Annotated in this window: 14 protein-coding genes; 6 read left to right on the top strand and 8 right to left on the bottom strand. The window is 65.1% G+C overall.

What is annotated here, in order from left to right; translation table 11 throughout:
• Positions 1–6: 6 nt before the first annotated feature.
• Positions 7–912 carry a metallophosphoesterase family protein gene (locus ACSZOQ_RS13245; RefSeq protein ID WP_439922962.1) on the bottom strand — a complete coding sequence of 302 codons (906 nt, stop codon included), beginning with the start codon at positions 910–912 and terminating at the stop codon, positions 7–9.
• An 88-nt stretch (positions 913–1,000) separates the two neighbouring features.
• Entirely contained in the window at positions 1,001–1,957 is a 957-nt protein-coding gene (mbfA, locus tag ACSZOQ_RS13240) for an iron exporter MbfA (RefSeq protein WP_439922961.1), read from the bottom strand.
• A gap of 111 nt (positions 1,958–2,068) precedes the next feature.
• On the opposite strand from mbfA, the gene ACSZOQ_RS13235 reads away from it, so the two are divergent.
• Together ACSZOQ_RS13235 and ACSZOQ_RS13230 are read left to right on the top strand one after the other, a co-directional pair.
• On the top strand, positions 2,069–2,557 hold the full coding sequence (locus tag ACSZOQ_RS13235; RefSeq protein WP_439922960.1) for an NUDIX domain-containing protein: 489 nt from the start codon (positions 2,069–2,071) through the stop codon (positions 2,555–2,557).
• Positions 2,558–2,627: 70 nt separating this feature from the next.
• Entirely contained in the window at positions 2,628–3,146 is a 519-nt protein-coding gene (locus ACSZOQ_RS13230; RefSeq protein WP_439922959.1) for a GNAT family N-acetyltransferase, read from the top strand.
• 19 nt (positions 3,147–3,165) lie between these two features.
• Here ACSZOQ_RS13230 and ACSZOQ_RS13225 read toward each other — a convergent pair whose 3' ends face one another.
• The 6 genes from ACSZOQ_RS13225 to ACSZOQ_RS13200 all read right to left on the bottom strand — a co-directional run bounded on the left by ACSZOQ_RS13225 (position 3,166) and on the right by ACSZOQ_RS13200 (position 13,068).
• Positions 3,166–5,508, bottom strand: coding sequence for a TonB-dependent receptor (locus ACSZOQ_RS13225; protein WP_439922958.1), 2,343 nt, complete (start codon positions 5,506–5,508; stop codon positions 3,166–3,168).
• A 126-nt stretch (positions 5,509–5,634) separates the two neighbouring features.
• Positions 5,635–6,060, bottom strand: coding sequence for a DUF2946 family protein (locus ACSZOQ_RS13220; RefSeq protein WP_439922957.1), 426 nt, complete (start codon positions 6,058–6,060; stop codon positions 5,635–5,637).
• 173 nt (positions 6,061–6,233) lie between these two features.
• Positions 6,234–8,297, bottom strand: coding sequence for a hypothetical protein (locus ACSZOQ_RS13215; protein WP_439922956.1), 2,064 nt, complete (start codon positions 8,295–8,297; stop codon positions 6,234–6,236).
• 9 nt (positions 8,298–8,306) lie between these two features.
• Entirely contained in the window at positions 8,307–11,117 is a 2,811-nt protein-coding gene (locus ACSZOQ_RS13210; protein WP_439926051.1) for a DUF4159 domain-containing protein, read from the bottom strand.
• Complete coding sequence (locus tag ACSZOQ_RS13205; RefSeq protein WP_439922955.1) at positions 11,117–12,058, bottom strand: DUF58 domain-containing protein; 942 nt, start codon at positions 12,056–12,058, stop codon at positions 11,117–11,119. The genes ACSZOQ_RS13210 and ACSZOQ_RS13205 overlap by 1 nt, the downstream gene beginning before the upstream one ends.
• Positions 12,058–13,068 (bottom strand): AAA family ATPase, encoded by a 1,011-nt coding sequence (locus ACSZOQ_RS13200; protein WP_439922954.1) that lies wholly within the window; start codon positions 13,066–13,068, stop codon positions 12,058–12,060. Before ACSZOQ_RS13200 ends, ACSZOQ_RS13205 begins: the two co-directional genes overlap by 1 nt.
• Before the next feature lie 293 nt (positions 13,069–13,361).
• On the opposite strand from ACSZOQ_RS13200, the gene ACSZOQ_RS13195 reads away from it, so the two are divergent.
• Genes ACSZOQ_RS13195 through ACSZOQ_RS13180 form a run of 4 tightly spaced genes read left to right on the top strand, consistent with a single transcriptional unit; the run spans position 13,362 to position 16,154 of the window.
• Positions 13,362–13,967 carry a DUF1285 domain-containing protein gene (locus tag ACSZOQ_RS13195; RefSeq protein WP_439922953.1) on the top strand — a complete coding sequence of 202 codons (606 nt, stop codon included), beginning with the start codon at positions 13,362–13,364 and terminating at the stop codon, positions 13,965–13,967.
• The gene (locus tag ACSZOQ_RS13190) at positions 13,964–14,641 is read left to right on the top strand and encodes a CoA pyrophosphatase (RefSeq protein ID WP_439922952.1); all 678 of its coding nucleotides are present in this window, start codon (positions 13,964–13,966) and stop codon (positions 14,639–14,641) included. The genes ACSZOQ_RS13195 and ACSZOQ_RS13190 overlap by 4 nt, the downstream gene beginning before the upstream one ends.
• On the top strand, positions 14,638–14,901 hold the full coding sequence (locus ACSZOQ_RS13185; RefSeq protein ID WP_439922951.1) for a DUF6111 family protein: 264 nt from the start codon (positions 14,638–14,640) through the stop codon (positions 14,899–14,901). Before ACSZOQ_RS13190 ends, ACSZOQ_RS13185 begins: the two co-directional genes overlap by 4 nt.
• Positions 14,898–16,154 carry a CCA tRNA nucleotidyltransferase gene (locus tag ACSZOQ_RS13180; RefSeq protein WP_439922950.1) on the top strand — a complete coding sequence of 419 codons (1,257 nt, stop codon included), beginning with the start codon at positions 14,898–14,900 and terminating at the stop codon, positions 16,152–16,154. The genes ACSZOQ_RS13185 and ACSZOQ_RS13180 overlap by 4 nt, the downstream gene beginning before the upstream one ends.
• The last annotated feature ends 55 nt before the right edge of the window (positions 16,155–16,209 follow it).

The raw sequence follows: 16,209 nt of genomic DNA, 5'->3' as shown, positions 1-16,209 counted from the left end.
GCAGGTTTAGATCAATTGAGTCCGTTGCAATTCGGTGACCTCCGCCCGCTCGGCCGCCGCACCATCAACAAAGCCGCGCACCCGCTGCTCGCAGCGCCAGGCATCGCCTTCACGAACAACGGAAAGCAGGTTGTAGGCTGCTGCGGGATAGTGGCGGTGCGGCACCGCGGACGCCGACGGCACACCGATGGCGGGCACGCGGCCGTGGGGTCCCTCAAACCACATGGTGGAATGAACGTGATCGTGCCCGTGCAGGATCAGATCGACGCGATGCCTTTTGATGAGCGCTAGGAGCGTCTTCGCATCGGTCAGCCGCTTGTACGAGTCTTTTGAAGCCAGCGGATGATGTATCAGCAGCACGCGAAAGTTCGGATCGTCTGCGAGCTGTGAAAAACCTTGGTCCAGCATATCGAGCTGGTTGCGTCCCAGCCAACCGGTGGCCATGAACGGGGCGGTCGGCACCGCCGACGACACGCCGATCAGTGTCAAGGGCCCTCTGCGGCGCAGGAAAGGAAACGAAAGCGGCGCTCCCGGCCTGGCGGCGTCGCCGCGCATATAGTCGACCCATTCGGAGGTTTGTTTTTTCGTGATGCGAACATAGGCATCGTGATTGCCGGGAACGAGCGTGACATCGGCTGGCGCGCCGACGCTCTCCAGCCATGCACGTGCCTGCGTGAATTCGTCCGGAAGCGCGAGATTGATGAGATCGCCGGTGATCGCGATGTGGCCGGGCGATTGCGCCTTGATATCGGCGACCAGCGCGTCGACGATCTCGCGGCGATGAATGTTATGACGGCCGCGTTTCCAGTTCAGATAGCCGATCGCGCGCTTGCCCAAGAGCTGATGCAGTCGTGGCGTCGGCAGCGGCGCGAGATGCGGGTCGGATAGATGTGCGAGTGTAAACGCGGTCATTTTGGTGACACCATTATCGAAAGGGCGAGGGGATTTTTTATCGCATGATCTCTCCGGAAAACCGGTTCACACTTTTCCGGATCATGCGCTAGGCACTGCCAATCAGGATTCCGGCGGCAAAAACCAGCGCGCCGCCAACCGCGATCTGGAACGTCGCTTGCAACCACGGAGTATCCATGAAGCGATGGCGTACCCACGAGATGATGCCGAGTTCAAGAACCACGACTGCGATCGCCAGCACCGTAGCCACGTAAAAATCCGGGATCAGATAGGGCAGGGTGTGGCCAAGGCCACCGACCGCCGTCATCAGGCCGCACACGCCGCCGCGGATCAACGGCGAGCCGCGGCCGCTCAGCGTGCCGTCGTCCGACAGCGCCTCGGCGAATCCCATGGAGATGCCGGCGCCGACCGAAGCCGCGAGGCCGACCAAAAACGTCTCGAACGGTTTGTGGGTCGCGAAGGCCGCCGCAAACAGTGGAGCCAGGGTCGAGACCGAGCCGTCCATGAGCCCGACAAGGCCCGGCTGCACATACTGCAAAACGAACGCGCGGCGCTCGTTGTCGGACTCGCCGGCTTTGACCTTCTCCGTCAGATGTTTCGCGGTGAGCTGCTCGGCTAGCGAATCGTGTCTGTCTTCGTCCTCGGCGAGGCCGATCAGCAACTCGCGGATCGATGCGTCGCGTGTGGTTTCGGCCGCCTTGCGATAGAACCGCGCCGCTTCCTTCTCCATGCCGAGGACGTATTTCCGGACCTCCTCGAGGCCAAGCGGCCGCGTCAGCCACAGCGGCTTTCGCTTGATGAAGCCTTTGACGTCGTGACGGCGGATCAGCGGCAGGTAGTCGCCGAATTTTTCGCGGTAGAGATCGAACAGTCTGCCGCGATGGCGAACCTCTTCCTCCGCCATGCCGGACAGGACGGCGGCGGAGGCCGGAAATGGCTCGGCCAACCCCTCGGCGAATCCGTGATAGATGCGGCTGTCCTCTTCCTCGCTGGAGATCGCGAGCGCCAGAATCTCGCGTTCCGTCAAATCCGCAAATTGCTTCACTGCTGCCTCGTGCCCCGGAAATGTTCTCAGGTTTTGGCAAGAGGCCCGCTATGATGCAAGGATCATGCGAGAGCGAATTGCAAAATCGTTATTGTCGGGGGCCTGCGCGTCATGAATTTCCAGCGTCTGCGCCGCGCTTGTGAGCCCGCGCTGCGCCGGCTGTTTCACCTGTACTGGCGGTTCTCCCGCGGCATGACGCTCGGTGTGCGCGGTGTAGTGCTCGATGGCGACAACAGGGTGTTTCTGGTCCGGCACAGTTATGTTGCGGGCTGGCATCTGCCCGGTGGCGGCGTCGAGGTCGGCGAGGCGTTCCGGACGGCGCTGCAGCGCGAGCTGATGGAGGAAGGGCAAATCGAGATAGCCGGCGAACCCGCGTTGCACGGCATTTTTCTCAACAGCCATGTCTCGCCGCGCGATCACGTCGCGGTCTACGTCGTCAGGGACTTCCGGCAGTATCGCAAGCCCGAACCCAATCATGAGATCATCGACTGCGGCTTTTTCGCCGCCGACGCCCTCCCGGCGGAGACCACGACCGGCACGCGGCTCCGGATCGCGGAAGTCCTCGATCATGCGCCGTCGGTACTCACCTGGCGCCGCTGATCCGGACCGGTCACCATATCGGCGGCAGGCGATGGACCGCGCCCGTGGTAGATGCTATCTCGCGGCTCCCATGTCCGATCTGTCCCTTACCATCCTGACTGAGGCCGCTAACGACGCGCAGGCCATCGAGCGCCTGCACGAACGCACCTTCGGCCCCGGCCGTTTCGTGCTCAGCGCATACCGGCTGCGCGAGCATGTCGATCACCTGCTCGATCTGTCTTTTACCGCCCGCATAGGCACGCTGCTGGTCGGCTCAGTCAGGCAATTGCCGGTCTGCATCGGCGATACGCCGGCGCTGCTGCTCGGGCCGCTGACGGTCGAGCCGCCGTTCCGCGGCCGCGGGATCGGTCGCGCGCTGCTCGATCGTGCGCTCAGTGATGCGAAAGCAAAGGGACATCGTCTGGTGGTGCTGGTTGGCGACGAACCCTATTACGGCCGCGTCGGCTTCAAGATGATTCCGAAACGGCAGGTCGATATGCCGGGTCCGGTCGATCGGGCGCGACTGTTGGTATGCGAACTCGTGCCCGGCGCGTTCGAGGGCGTGTCCGGCATGATTCGGCCGGACTGGACGTTCGCGCGAGAGGCCTGAGGGTCGTCGGCCCAATCCCTCAATATTTGATGTTTGCGAACAGCCGCACGTTTAGTCCGGGCAGCAAAACCTCGTCCTTGTTGTAGGCGACGGCGTTGCGCATCTGCTCATTTAGCAGATTGTCGCCGACGAGACCGACCGTCACCTTCTGCGCTCCCCACCAGTCGTTTTTAGCAAGAGTGGTCGTATAGCTGATCTCGGCCCGCAGCCGATTATAGCCGGGAGTTGGCGTCTCGACGCCGCTGACGTCGTTTTGCGCGAAAGCGTGGAGCAGGTTGACGCGCGCCAGCCAATTGGCGTCGTGATAGTAGACGCCTCCGCCCGCGCGCGGCGGCGGAATTCGCGGCACGTTGGTGCCGTCGGTGAAGGTCGCGCGGACGATGTCGTACTGCCCCTCGATTCCGAACAGGCCGTTCCACACCGGCAGGACATCGTATTGAAACTGGAATTCGCCGCCGCGGAAAATGGCGTCGGTTTGGGAGTAGATGGCCTGGTTCAATTCCAGACCAGGCCCGGCCACGCAGGCCGTTTCGTCGCAAGTGTTGCCGGTCAGGCGCCGGTAGATGAAGCCGTTGAACCGTGTGTAATAGCCGGTCAGTTCGAACCGTAGCGGTCCGGCTGCACGGCGCAATCCCGCCTCGATCGACTTCGCGGTCTCGATGCCGAGGTTCGGATTGCCGATGTCGAAGGTTTCCGTTGCATCATGCGCGCCGCGCGAGAACAGTTCGGCCGGCTTTGGCGCGCGTTCGACATATTGCCCGGTCAGGCTGGCCACGAGATTCCAGGGCAGGTTCTGGATCAGGCCGACGCTAGCGCTTGTCGGCGTGAAGTTCAGGGCTCGCGGCGTTGCGACGCCGATCGCGCCCGGATCGGTGGCGAGGTCGAACAGCGTGGGGACGACACTGGGAGTCGAGCCGTTGAGGCTCACATGGTCGATCCTGCCGGCGACTTGTGCCTTGGTCGTCTCGCTGAACTTGAACTCGTTGAAGACGTAGCCGGCGAGCTTTGCGTTGCTGTTCGGATCCCACAGGCCGTTGAGCGGGCTGAATGGATCGTCCGGGCTCGGCGCGGTCAGTTCCTGGTGCGACGCCTGGACGCCGATCGCGGTCGTCAGGGCGGCGAAGCGCAGGTTGAACGGAGCAAGTTGGACTTCCATCCGGCCTTCCTGCTCCTTGTTGGTGAAGGTCTGGCGAACGCCGTCGCTGGATGGATCGGTCGCGTCGGCAAGGCCGAGTTCGTTGTGCTTGTAGTCGGTTGCACCGACCCAGAACCGGATGGCGTCGACCGCCACCGCATCGGGGCGATATTCGCCCTTTGCCGTGAACTTGGTCTGATGTGCGTCGATCCGGGTGCCGACCTCTTCGCCTTCCTTTCCGGGGATGTGGTAGAGGCTGTTGTTCTGGGTGATCGCCGCGCCGATGAACCCGCCGTCGAACAGGTATGAGCCGCCGACCGAACCCCCGTTTGAGTCGGTCGCGGAGTTTTTCTGGATGCCGCCCGGGATCGCATAGTCCGCGGTCCGCCGCGCGAAGGCGTCGGCATGGATGGCGAAACCGCCGCCGCCGGCATCGAGCAGAACCCCGCCTTCACGGCCGTTGTCCACGCTCGATATCGCTCCCCTGGTCTCTACATTTATGCAGCCAGGGGGCGTCGACAGTTGCGGCGCCTTGACGGCATAGCCGTAGGTCTGCGTTGTCAGCGGCGGCGCGCATGGCGAGGTTTCGGGAATGCGATCGTTGCTGGCGCTGACGACGCCGCCGATTGCCGTCGTGCCGTAGCGCAGCGTGGCCGGGCCGCGAATGACTTCGACCTGGTTCGTGGTCAGTGGATCGATCGGTACGAAATGGTCCTCGCCGAGATCGGACGCGCCATTGCTCCCGACGCCGTTCTCCACGATGCCGACGCGATTGACGTCGAGCCCGCGAATGATGGGGCGACTCGATGCGCCGGGCGCAAACGAGGAGCCGGTGATGCCCGGCTTGTTGTTGAGCAGATCGCCCAGCGTTGCGGCTCCGTTGCGCCGAATCTCTTCGTTGGGGACCACCGTCACGGTCGCAAACTGGTCGGTCACGATGGGCAACGTGCCGGGCAAATCAGCGGGAGGCGACGGCGGTGTCGGCGCACTGGCTACCTCGGGTTGCCGGGGACTGGATGGAGGTGTCGTCGTGCCGCGGCGGGCTGTGTGCGTCGGCTTCGCCCTGGAAGGCCGTGCGCGGTGCTTGATCGGGCTGGGCGCGTTGACCACGATCCCGGGGAGGGTGGTCTGAGCCGAGGTTTGATGGGGGATTGCCATGGCAAGGGCCGGAAGCGACATTGCGCCGAGGCGCGCGATTGCGAGAAGGCGATTGGAAGGAACTGACATCTGGCTGGTCCTGACGTGGCCGACACTGACCCGTAGCGGGTTGGGCGGCCGTCGAAATCGATGGACAAGTGGCGAAACTCATCGGCAACGGCCGCGCATCGCGCGGGCGTGGCCGAGTGATCGACGTCAGGAAGCGGGCGGGGCGCGCGGCTGGGAGACGATGTGCCGCGATTTGAGGTGATTGAATTCGGCGTCGGTGGTCAGATAGAGGAAATGATAGGCCTCGGGCAGCAGCAGAACGGGAGGCTCAGTGAACAGCACCGTGCCTGCTAGCGCCATGACGGCGCAAATCGCGCAAGTATCGCTTTCCTGATCGTGACCTGAGGCCGGTCCGGCGGGGCTCGTGGCCGCCGCCTTGGCGGAATCCCTGACAGTCGCGTCTTCGGTCGCAGGGGTCTTGGCTCCGCCGGTGTCGCTGGCCTGCATCGCGACGGCAGGTGCAGCGAGCGCCGCAGCACCGTGATGATGTCCGAACGATAGTACAAACTGGATCGCGAGCGCGAGCAGCGCGATCCGCGATCCGTGTTTGATGTTTGCCCGGAACCACTTCATTGCAATCGCCCCGCGCGGCGGGCGGAGTTTGTCCGTCCCCTACGCCAAGATGTTATAATATAACATCGATGTTTCGGGGCAATGTCAACGGCGACCTGTTCCGGCGTCACGATGGGACCGCTAAATCCGGAGACTGTGGGTTTTGTGCAACGGGTCGCGGGCCGGTAGGCCTTTCAGCGTCCCTCGCGCAGCCAGGTGGCAGCAAAGGCTCCGAGCAGCAGCAATAGGCCGATCAGCCCGGCGAACATCGGTAGCACGCCGACGCCGCGCACCACGCTGACATCGCGCATCCGTACGCCCATCCAGCCGTCGCCGCGAAACACGCTTGAAGCGTGCACCGGAACGATGCGCGGAACGTCGACGCCCGAGCCGTCCGCGATCCGCCGGGCATCCCCGCCGCTGGCCTGCGCGAGCGGCTTGATCTCGTCGGTGGTCGACGTCACCTCGGAGAATTCCTTCGGATTGACCGGGCCGACATTGACCAGTGCTTTCAGTGTGCCGTCGGTCGCCTGCCACAATCCCAGTTCGTCCGCCGTCAACGCTGTCTTCCACAGGCCGGGTTCGGCGGCGCTCAGCGTCAGTTCGCGGGTCTTGCCGGAGGGCGAGGTCACGACGACAGGCGGGACGCTATCGGCCATGGTCTGGCGCTGCACCACGAGATCCTTGCCGTGGACTTCGAGCCGCAACGCCTCTTCGTCGAGTTCGGGCTGCTTCATCAGCCAGTGCGACATCCGCCGCAGCAGGTCGAGATGCGGGCCACCGCCCTCGTAGCCGCGCGCCCATAGCCAGATGTGATCCGACAAGAGCAGCGCAACGCGGCCTTCGCCATAACGCGACAGCAACAGCAACGGCTTGCCATCGGCGCCGGTCATGACCGGCGGCACGGAAACGTTGCGGGTGTCGACCTCGCGGAAAAACCGGCTCCAGTGCGGCGGGTCGCTCGCGGACCCTTCAAGCCCGCGGGTGACCGGATGGCGCTTGCCGGCCTCGCTGAGGCGCGCGTGGAATGGCTTGTCGGTGACGCCGACCGGCTCGGCGGGCAGCACCGTATCCAGCGGCGTCCGCCAGATGCTGGTGGCCGAGGCGTAATCGGGGCCGGCCGCGACCATAACCGCGCCGCCTGCGCGCACGTAACGCGCGATGTTATCGAAATAGGCGATCGGCAGCACGCCCTGGCGTGCATAGCGATCGAAGATGATGAGCTGGAATTCGTTGATCTTCTGCTGGAACAGTTCGCGCGTCGGAAAGGCGATCAGCGACAGTTCGTTGATCGGTGTGCCGTCCTGCTTCTCGGGCGGACGCAGGATCGTGAAGTGAACCAGATCGACGCTGGGGTCCGACTTCAAGAGGTTACGCCATGTGCGTTCGCCCGAATGCGGCTCGCCCGACACCAGCAGTACGCGCAGCTTGTCGCGGACGCCGTCGATCGGCACCACGGCGCGATTGTTGACCGGCGTCAGTTCGTTCTCGAGCGGCGAGGCCTCGATCTCGACGATGTTCTGTCCGGCATGTTTGATGCCGACATCGGCATTGATGGTCTGCCCGCTCAGAACGGTGCGCTCGCTGATGACCTCGCCGTCGCGGCGCACCGTCACCTTGGCGCGCTCGCCGCTGACACCCTGATCGTCGAGTCTGTATGTGATGGTCTGGGTCTGGCCGACGATGCCGAAACGCGGCGCAGCGACGATCGCAATGCGGCGGTCGCGCTCGTCGTTGTGGCCGGTGATCAGGGCATGGACCGGCGCCTTGAATCCGAGGGCGGCGACGTTGTCCGGAATGTCGTGAACGCGTCCATCGGTAATCAGGAAAGCGCCTGCGACGCGGTCGGTCGGCACGTCGGCCAGCGTAGAGGAAAGCGCGGAGAACAGCCTTGTGCCGTCGGTCTCGCCATCCGCCTGGCCCGCATCGACGACTCGGACTTCAAGCCCCTTGATCTGCTTGAGGCGGTCGACCAGCGCCTCGCGCGCCTTCGCAGTCTGGTCGGTCCGGTCGCCGAAATTCTGGCTCGGGCTTTTGTCGACGATGACGGCGGCCACTGAGGATAGCGGTTCGCGCTCCTCGCGGGTGAAGGAGGGATTGGCAAGCGCCAGCAGGATCAACGCCAGCGCCGCCACGCGCACTGCCGCGCCCCGCGCGCGGCCGAGCAGGAGCAGCACCGCGATCACGGCAATCGCAGCAAGCGCGCTCCATAGTACGACCACGGGAACCAGCGGGGTGAAAGCGATGCCATATTGCATGCGGCGACCCTACTGCCCCAGCCGTTCGATCAGCGCCGGCGCGTGGACCTGGTCCGCCTTGTAGTTGCCGGTCAGCGTGTACATCACGATGTTGACGCCGGCGCGGAACGCGAATTCGCGTTGCCGCGGTTCGCCCGGCGAGAGCGGCAGCATTGGCTGGCCGTCAGTTCGCATCGCCCAGGCACCTGCGAGATCGTTCGAGGTGATGATGATCGGCGAGACGCCGTCGCCGCCACGCGCCGGCCGCGCCGCCGCCTCGTCGTTCTCGTCGCGCGGTAGCGCCTCGACCCAGGTCTGGCCGGTGGTGAAGCGGCCCGGAAAATCGTGCAGCAGATAGAACGTCTTGGCCAGCACGTGCTCGTGGGGCACCGGCTCGAGTTCGGGGACGTCGAGCGATGAAAGAATGACGCGCAGCGCCTGCATCCCCGGTGTCCGGGACTGGCCGTCCGGTCCCGGCAGCGCGTCGATCGCATCGCGGGTATCGAACAGAACGGTGCCGCCCTGTTTCATGTAGGCGTCGATTTTGTTGAGGGCGCTTTGCGATGGTTTCGGCGCGCCCGGCACGACTGGCCAGTAGATCAGCGGGAAGAACGCCAGTTCGTCGCGCGCCGGGTCAATGCCGATCGGATCGCCGGCTTCAAGCGCGGTGCGCTGAGCGAGGAACAATGTGAGCCCGCTCATCCCGGCCTTGACGATGTTGTCGACGTCGGCGTTGCCGGTCACGACATAGGCGAGCCGCGTCTGCGAGGTGGCCTTCATCGCGAACTCATCGCTGGCGCTGTCGGCGCGAGACAATGAGGGCGTCATAGCGACCATCGGCAGCGCAAGCGCAAAAGCCAGCACAGCATGGGCGGCGCGGCGACGCAGCAATGCGGCGAGGCCGCCGCCAAGCAGCGCCACGATGACGGCGTCGATCAGAAACAATGCAAGCGACGAGGACAGCAGGATGCCCCGGAGATCGTGCGGTTCTGCATTGGTGAAACTCGCCCGCCGCGCCTGCAGCGCCGAGGTATCCAGCGGCACGATCCGGTCGGTTGCCGCCAGCGTGTTGACGGCAATCGGCCCGTCGGCGGGCCCGTAGAACCCGGGCGGATGCTCGATAGTGCCGCGGCCACGGTAGTCGACCGGCAGGGGTTTGGCCGTGGCAGGCGGCGGTCCGAAAGCGCCGAAGCCGTCGAGCGTTCGCAGCGGTGCGACGGTTTCCGCCTTGGTGTCAGCGTTGGCGGTCTTGCCGGTGTTCGCGGTGTAGCCGGAGGTATCGACGATCCGTCGCAGCATCTCGACGAAGGTGCCGGACATTGGCAGATCGGACCAGCGCATGTCGGCACTGACGTGGAACAGCGCCAGCAGGCCTTTGCCGCGACGCTCGCCGGTCACGAGCGGCGTTCCGTCCACGAGGGACGCCCAGCTCTTTGCCGCGAGCGCCGCATCCGGTTCGGCCAGCACCTGCCGGCTGACGGTGACGTCCTTAGGGACCGCAAGGCCTGCGAACGGCCCGTCCGCAGCGAACGCTGCAAGATGCTGAGGCTTTTCCCATGTCATGCTGCCGCCAAGACTGCGGCCGCCGTGGCGCAATTTTACCGGCACCAGGTCGTCGTCGGCCTGAGCCAGACGCGGCCCCGCGAAGCGCACCAACACGCCGCCTTGGTTGAGCCATGTGTCAATGCGTTGGCGCAGTTCCGGCGACAGCGCGCCGACGTCGGCCATGACGATCATCGGCAGCTTCTGATCCAGAAACTGGGTGACAACCTGCTGCGGCGCGCCCTCGCCAAGCCGGACGTCGGCGAACGGCGTCAGTGCGCGCGTCAGATAAAACGTCGAGGCGAGCAGCGGCTGCGCCGTATCCGCGCTCGATCCGCTGACCACGCCGATGGCACGGCGGCGCCAGCGCTTGTCCAGCAACTGAACCGCGCCTGCGGAGCGTTCGCCCGCGATTTCCAGCCGGGCGATATCGTTGCGCAACTCCAGCGGTAGCTCGAACGCAGCTTCGGTTTCGCGGTCCTGCGGCGGAAACGCATAGTGCGTCTCACCGATCGGCGCCCCTTTCTGGTCGAGAGCCCGGACGACGCCGGCCGGCGGGCCGTTCGCGGTGGCACGCAAAACCTTCACGGTCATCTTGGCCGCGGCATTTTCCGCTGCGATCAGCGCATGTGCCGGTGGCGCGCCACCCTCGAAGATGGTCAGGGAACGGTCGCCGATCACCTTGCGAAGTCCGTCGACGAATTCCGCTCCACGCCCGCTGTTGATGCCGTCGGACAGCCACACGATGTCGCTATCGCCGGATGCCTTCAGGAAGCGTTCGAGCGCCGGCAGCGTCTCGACGCGTTCGACGGCGAAGGGCTTCGGCGCGAGCTGCCGCAGCGCCACACGCGCAGTTCCGGCCGGCATCAGCGTGATGTCGCGCGCCGGCTCCGACAGAGGCACGATGGCGACGCCGCGCCGATCGCTGTCCGCATCGGCGATCAGTTCATCCGCAGCCCTGATCCGCGTCTCCCAGCTCGATGCGGCGCTCCAGCCGTCGTCGAGCAGGATCGTCAATGGCGCGGTGCTGCGAGCTGCGCCGGCCTTTGGATTCCAGACCGGTCCGGCGGCCGCGAAGATCACCAGCGCTGCTGCCAGAAGCCGCAATGCCGTCAGCCACCACGGGGTGCGCGACGGCGTTTCTTCCTTCGCGGCGATATCGAACAGCAATCGTGTCGGCGGAAAATCGATCCGCCGCGGGCGCGGCGGCATTACCCTCAGCAGCCACCAAAGCAGCGGCAGGCTGAGCAGGCCTAGCAGCATCAGCGGTTGCAGGAACGACAGCGGAAGCGCCGACATCATGCCGTGCGCCCCGCTTTGACAGAGCCCACCCCGCCACCTTTGCTCGCCGTCATGCCGCCATGGAGGAACAACAGCAATTCGGCGGCGGAGCGGTCGGTGGTGTGGGTCGAGAACAGCCAGTCGAGCGTTTTGGTCTCGGCGCGGATCTGGTCGCGATGCAGCGCGACGCGCGCGACGTAGTCGCGGGACCATCGTTCGGCGCGGCCCGCGGTGATCACGCTGCCATTCTCGGGTTCAACGAACTCGACGCGTCCCGAATAAGGGAATGTCTCCTCGGCGGGATCGACCACCTGCAGCAGCGTGCCGTGCGCGCCGGAGGCCGACAGCCCGGCGAGCATGGTCCGGATCTCGCCGATCGGCGACCAGAAGTCCGACAGCACCACGATCTCCGATCGCGCCGGCGGCACGAACGACGGCGGCAGGCTGGCGCGCGCGAGATCATCGTGCAGTATCGCCTGCGCTATCCTGTCGATGACGTTGCGGCTCGCGGTCGGGTTCATCAGCCCGGGAATGCCGACGCGTTCGCCGCCGGCCACCAGTAGCTCCGCGAGTGCAAAGGTCACGATCAGGGCGCGCTCGAGTTTGCTGTCGCGCGCTTCCCGCGACGCGAAGGCCATCGACGCCGAGCGGTCGGGCCAGATCCAAACGGTGTGCGCGGCCTCCCACTCATGCTCGCGGACGTAGAGATGATCGTCGCGCGCGGAGCGACGCCAGTCGACATTCTGCGAGGGCTCGCCGGACACGAAGCGGCGGTATTGCCAGAAGCTTTCACCCGAACCGGCTCGGCGGCGGCCGTGCAGGCCATGAATCACACTGGCAGCGATGCGACGGGCTTCCAGCACAAGACGCGGCAGCGACGCCGCCAGCGTGCGGCTTTCACCATCGGCACGTCTGACTGCTTCGATTTCCTGCCTGACATGCGCGGCCGCTGCGACCATCAACCGATCCGTGTCTTCAGTTGTCCGATCACGTCAGAAATGGTGCGACCTTCGGCACGGGCCGTGAAGGTCAGCGCCATGCGATGTTTGAGCACCGGCTCGGCGAGGTCGAGCACGTCGTCGATCGAGGGCGCAAGACGTCCGTCGAGCAGCGCGCGCGCGCGCACCGCGAGCATCAACGACTGGCTGGCGCGGGGTCCGGGTCCCCATGCGATCAGTTTTCCGGTTTCGCCGCCCTCCGGGCCCGGACGTGCCGAGCGCACCAGCGACAGGATGGCTTCGACCACGCTGTCGCCGACCGGCAGCCGCCGTACCAGCCGCTGCGCGGCGAGAACGACATCGGCGTCCATCGCGGCCTTCGCCAGCGTTTCGTCTGCGCCGGTGGTTTCGAACAGGATGCGGCGTTCCGCGTCGCGATCCGGATAGTCGACATCGATCTCCATCAGGAAGCGGTCGAGCTGCGCTTCAGGTAGCGGATAGGTGCCCTCCTGCTCCAGCGGATTTTGCGTCGCCAGCACATGAAAGGGTTTCGGCAGGTCGTGGCGCGCGCCGGCGACGGTGATGTGCTGCTCCTGCATCGCCTGCAGCAGCGCCGATTGCGTGCGCGGGCTGGCGCGGTTGATTTCGTCCGCCATCAGAAGTTGCGCGAATACCGGCCCGGCGATGAAGCGGAATGCGCGTTTGCCGGTGCTGCTCTCGTCCATCACTTCGGCGCCGAGGATGTCCGACGGCATCAGGTCCGGCGTGAACTGGACGCGCTTGGCGTCTAACCCGAGGGTGACGCCGAGCGTCTCCACGAGCTTGGTTTTGGCAAGGCCGGGGACGCCGATCAGGAGCGCGTGACCGCCGGAGAGGATGGTCACCAGCGTGTTTTCGATCACCCGTTCCTGACCGAAGATCACGGTGGAAATCGCGTCCCGCGCCGCACGAACTTGCCCCGCGACCTGTTCGGCCGAGCGGACGATCACGTCTTCCAGTTTCTCGACGCCCTTGTCAGAGTCCACAGCCATCCGTCACTCCTTGCGCGAGGCCGCGCCATTTGCGTCGTCATGCCTGCTAAACATATGCGAGCGCCATGTATTCATTGAATTAAACTATTGCCACAATACCGGTTTTCCGAGCCATTGCATCACGAAGTGGCGAGTTATCGCGCCAGTTCCGGCCTTGGATCCGCACCCCGTGCCCCGATTCCGAAGTTTCGCATATCCTTGCAGCGACCTTGGATGCGAACTTCTGAACCGCCACACTAGTGGGCTTGTGTCCTTCTTTGTGCCAGAACAGGCGACCAACGTCGGGGTAAACCATGGCGAAGCAAGGGCGGTCCGAGAACCGGACACTGGACGGACTGACGACCGCCGCGCGTGTTGCCGTTGGCTCGCCCGGCAAGGGTCTGCCGCCTGTGCATCTGTGGAATCCGCCGTTTTGCGGCGATCTGGACATGCGAATCGCCAGCGACGGCACATGGTTTTACATGAGAACGCCGATCGGCCGGCCGGCGCTGGTGCGGCTGTTCTCCACGATCCTGAAGCGCGAGGACGGCAAACACTTTCTGGTGACGCCGGTGGAGAAGGTGGGCATCTGCGTCGATGACGCGCCTTTCCTCGCCGTCGAGATGATCGGGGATCGGGCCGAAAACGGCCCAGTGCTGCGGTTCCGCACCAATGTCGGCGACTGGGTGCAGTGCGATTTTGGCCATCGGCTGCGCTTCGAGCCCTCGGAGGGCGGTGGATTGAAGCCCTACCTGCACGTTCGGGCCGGTCTCTGGGCCAAGGTGACGCGGGCGTTGTATTACGATCTTGTTGACATGGGCGAGCAACGAATGATCGATGGACGGATGATGTTTGGGATCGAATCGGGTGGTGAGTTCTTTGTGATGGCGGATGCGGAGCAGGTGAGGGACGTAGGTTGAACGTGCCGATGGGGGAGTCAGGCGGCGCGGCCACCGATGTCGGCGCCGAGAAATTTTTCGATCGCGCGCGGGCGCGGCTGCGCTTCGACATCCCCCCGGGGCTGACCGACGCCGGCGTTGCTCCGTCGACCGGCGATCAGGATCGCGATTTCATGCTCCAGGAGATCGCCCGGGACGAGCCGATGCGGGCGGCGGCGGTCCTGATCCCGGTGGTGGCGCGCGACGAGCCGACCGTGTTGCTGACCCGGCGCGCCGCCCATCTCAGCGATCACGCCAACGAGATCGCATTTCCCGGCGGCAAGATCGATGCGACCGATGCCTCGCCGGTCGACGCGGCGCTGCGCGAGGCATGGGAAGAGGTCGGCCTGCCCCGCGACTTCGTCGAGCCGATCGGCTATCTCGACCTCTACGGCACGAGTGCCGACTTCCGCATTTTGCCCACGGTGGCGCGGGTGAAGCCGGGATTTGACCTTCGCCTCAATGCGGATGAAGTGGTTGAGGCGTTCGAGGTGCCGTTGTCGTTTCTGATGAACCCGGACAATCACAAACAGGGTTGGAAGCTATTCCGCGGCAAAATGCGCTCGTTCTACGAGATGCCGTTCGAGGAACGTTATATCTGGGGCGCGACCGCCGGCATCCTGCGCGTGCTGTACGAGAGAGTTTATCTCAAATGATACGTCCGGTTCTTATGGAGGTCGGAATCTTCCTGATTCCGTTCGCGATCTACGCGGCGTATCTGTTCGCTAACCGTGTGGACTTCATGATCGCCGCCTCGTGGCCGCCGCACATCGTTGTGAGGCTCTCCCTCGCAGCGCTGGTGCTGGTTGTCGTCAGCTTCATCCTGCTGGCGCATTTTTCGGGCGCGCCGCCGGATTCGACTTACGTCCCGGCGCATATCGAGGATGGCAGGCTGGTGCCCGGAGTCGAAAGGTGAACACGGCCCGCTCGCTGCGCGAAGCGAGCTGGCTGAAATCGGGTCCGGCGGCGCGCGTTCTTGCGCTGCTCGATGAAAAGGGCGAGGAGGCGCGCGTCGTCGGCGGCGCGGTTCGCAACGCCTTGATGAACCTGCCGGTCGACGAGATCGACTTCGCAACCACCGCGCTACCCGAGGAAGTGATCCGCCGCGCCGCAGCCGCCCGCATCAAGAGCGTTCCGACCGGCGTCGAGCACGGCACCGTCACGCTGGTCGTTGAGGGGCGGCCGTTCGAGGTCACGACACTCCGTGAGGACGTCGAGACCTTCGGACGCAAGGCCAGGGTCGCGTTCGGCCGCGACTGGGCGCACGATGCAGAGCGCCGCGATTTCACCATCAATGGCTTGTCGGTCGACGGTGATGGCGTGGTGCATGACCATGTCGGCGGCCTCGAGGACATCGCGGCGAGGCGCGTGCGCTTCATCGGCGATCCGGACCGGCGCATTGCCGAGGATTATCTGCGTATTTTGCGGTTTTTTCGCATCCACGCCGCCTACGGTGGAGGCGAGCCCGACCAGGCCGGCTATCTCGCCTGCATCCGCGGCCGCGCCGGCCTTGGCACGTTGTCGGCCGAACGATTGCGGGCGGAGATGCTGAAGCTGCTGGTCGCTGAGGGGGCCGTGGAGGCGCTGATCGCGATGGAGGATGGCGGTCTGCTGCTGGCTATTCTCGGCGGCGTCGCCTATCGCGGGCCGCTTGCGGCGATGATCGCCGCCGAGCGTGCGCTGGAGCTGACGCCGGATCCGGTCCGCCGGCTCGCGGCGCTTGCGGTGTCGGTCACCGAAGACGCGCGGCGGGTCGCCCAGCGATTACGGCTCTCCAATGCCGAGGCGAAGCAACTGGACTCGATGGGTCACCGCTGGTGGCGGCTTGGCGGCATGGACGAGGCGACCGCCCGGCGGCGGCTGTACCGGCTTGGCGCGCCCCGCTTCCGTGACCGGCTGATGCAGGCCTGGGCTCGGGCGGGCTTCGGTGCCGATCCGGGGCCGTGGCTAAACGTCGCAACCCTGCCGCAGCGCTGGCAGCCTCCGGCGTTCCCATTGAAGGCGGAGGACTTCGTCGCTCGCGGAATAGCGGCGGGCCCGGCGCTCGGACATGTTCTGACGATTGCGGAAGATGCCTGGCTTGCCGCGGATTTCCCGCTTGATCCCGCGCAGCTTTCGGCGATCGCGGATCAAACTGTCGCGCGGTTCACCCGCGATCACCGGTTGTGATAACCGTTAGAGCGGGATGAGGAAAAGTGTGCAGCGGTTTTCCGCCCGCATCCCG

The sequence above is a fragment of the Nitrobacter sp. JJSN genome (assembly GCF_051912485.1).
Lineage (GTDB): Bacteria > Pseudomonadota > Alphaproteobacteria > Rhizobiales > Xanthobacteraceae > Nitrobacter.
The sequence above is the reverse complement of the archived record's forward strand: the minus strand, read 5'-3'. Positions and strand labels throughout refer to the sequence as shown.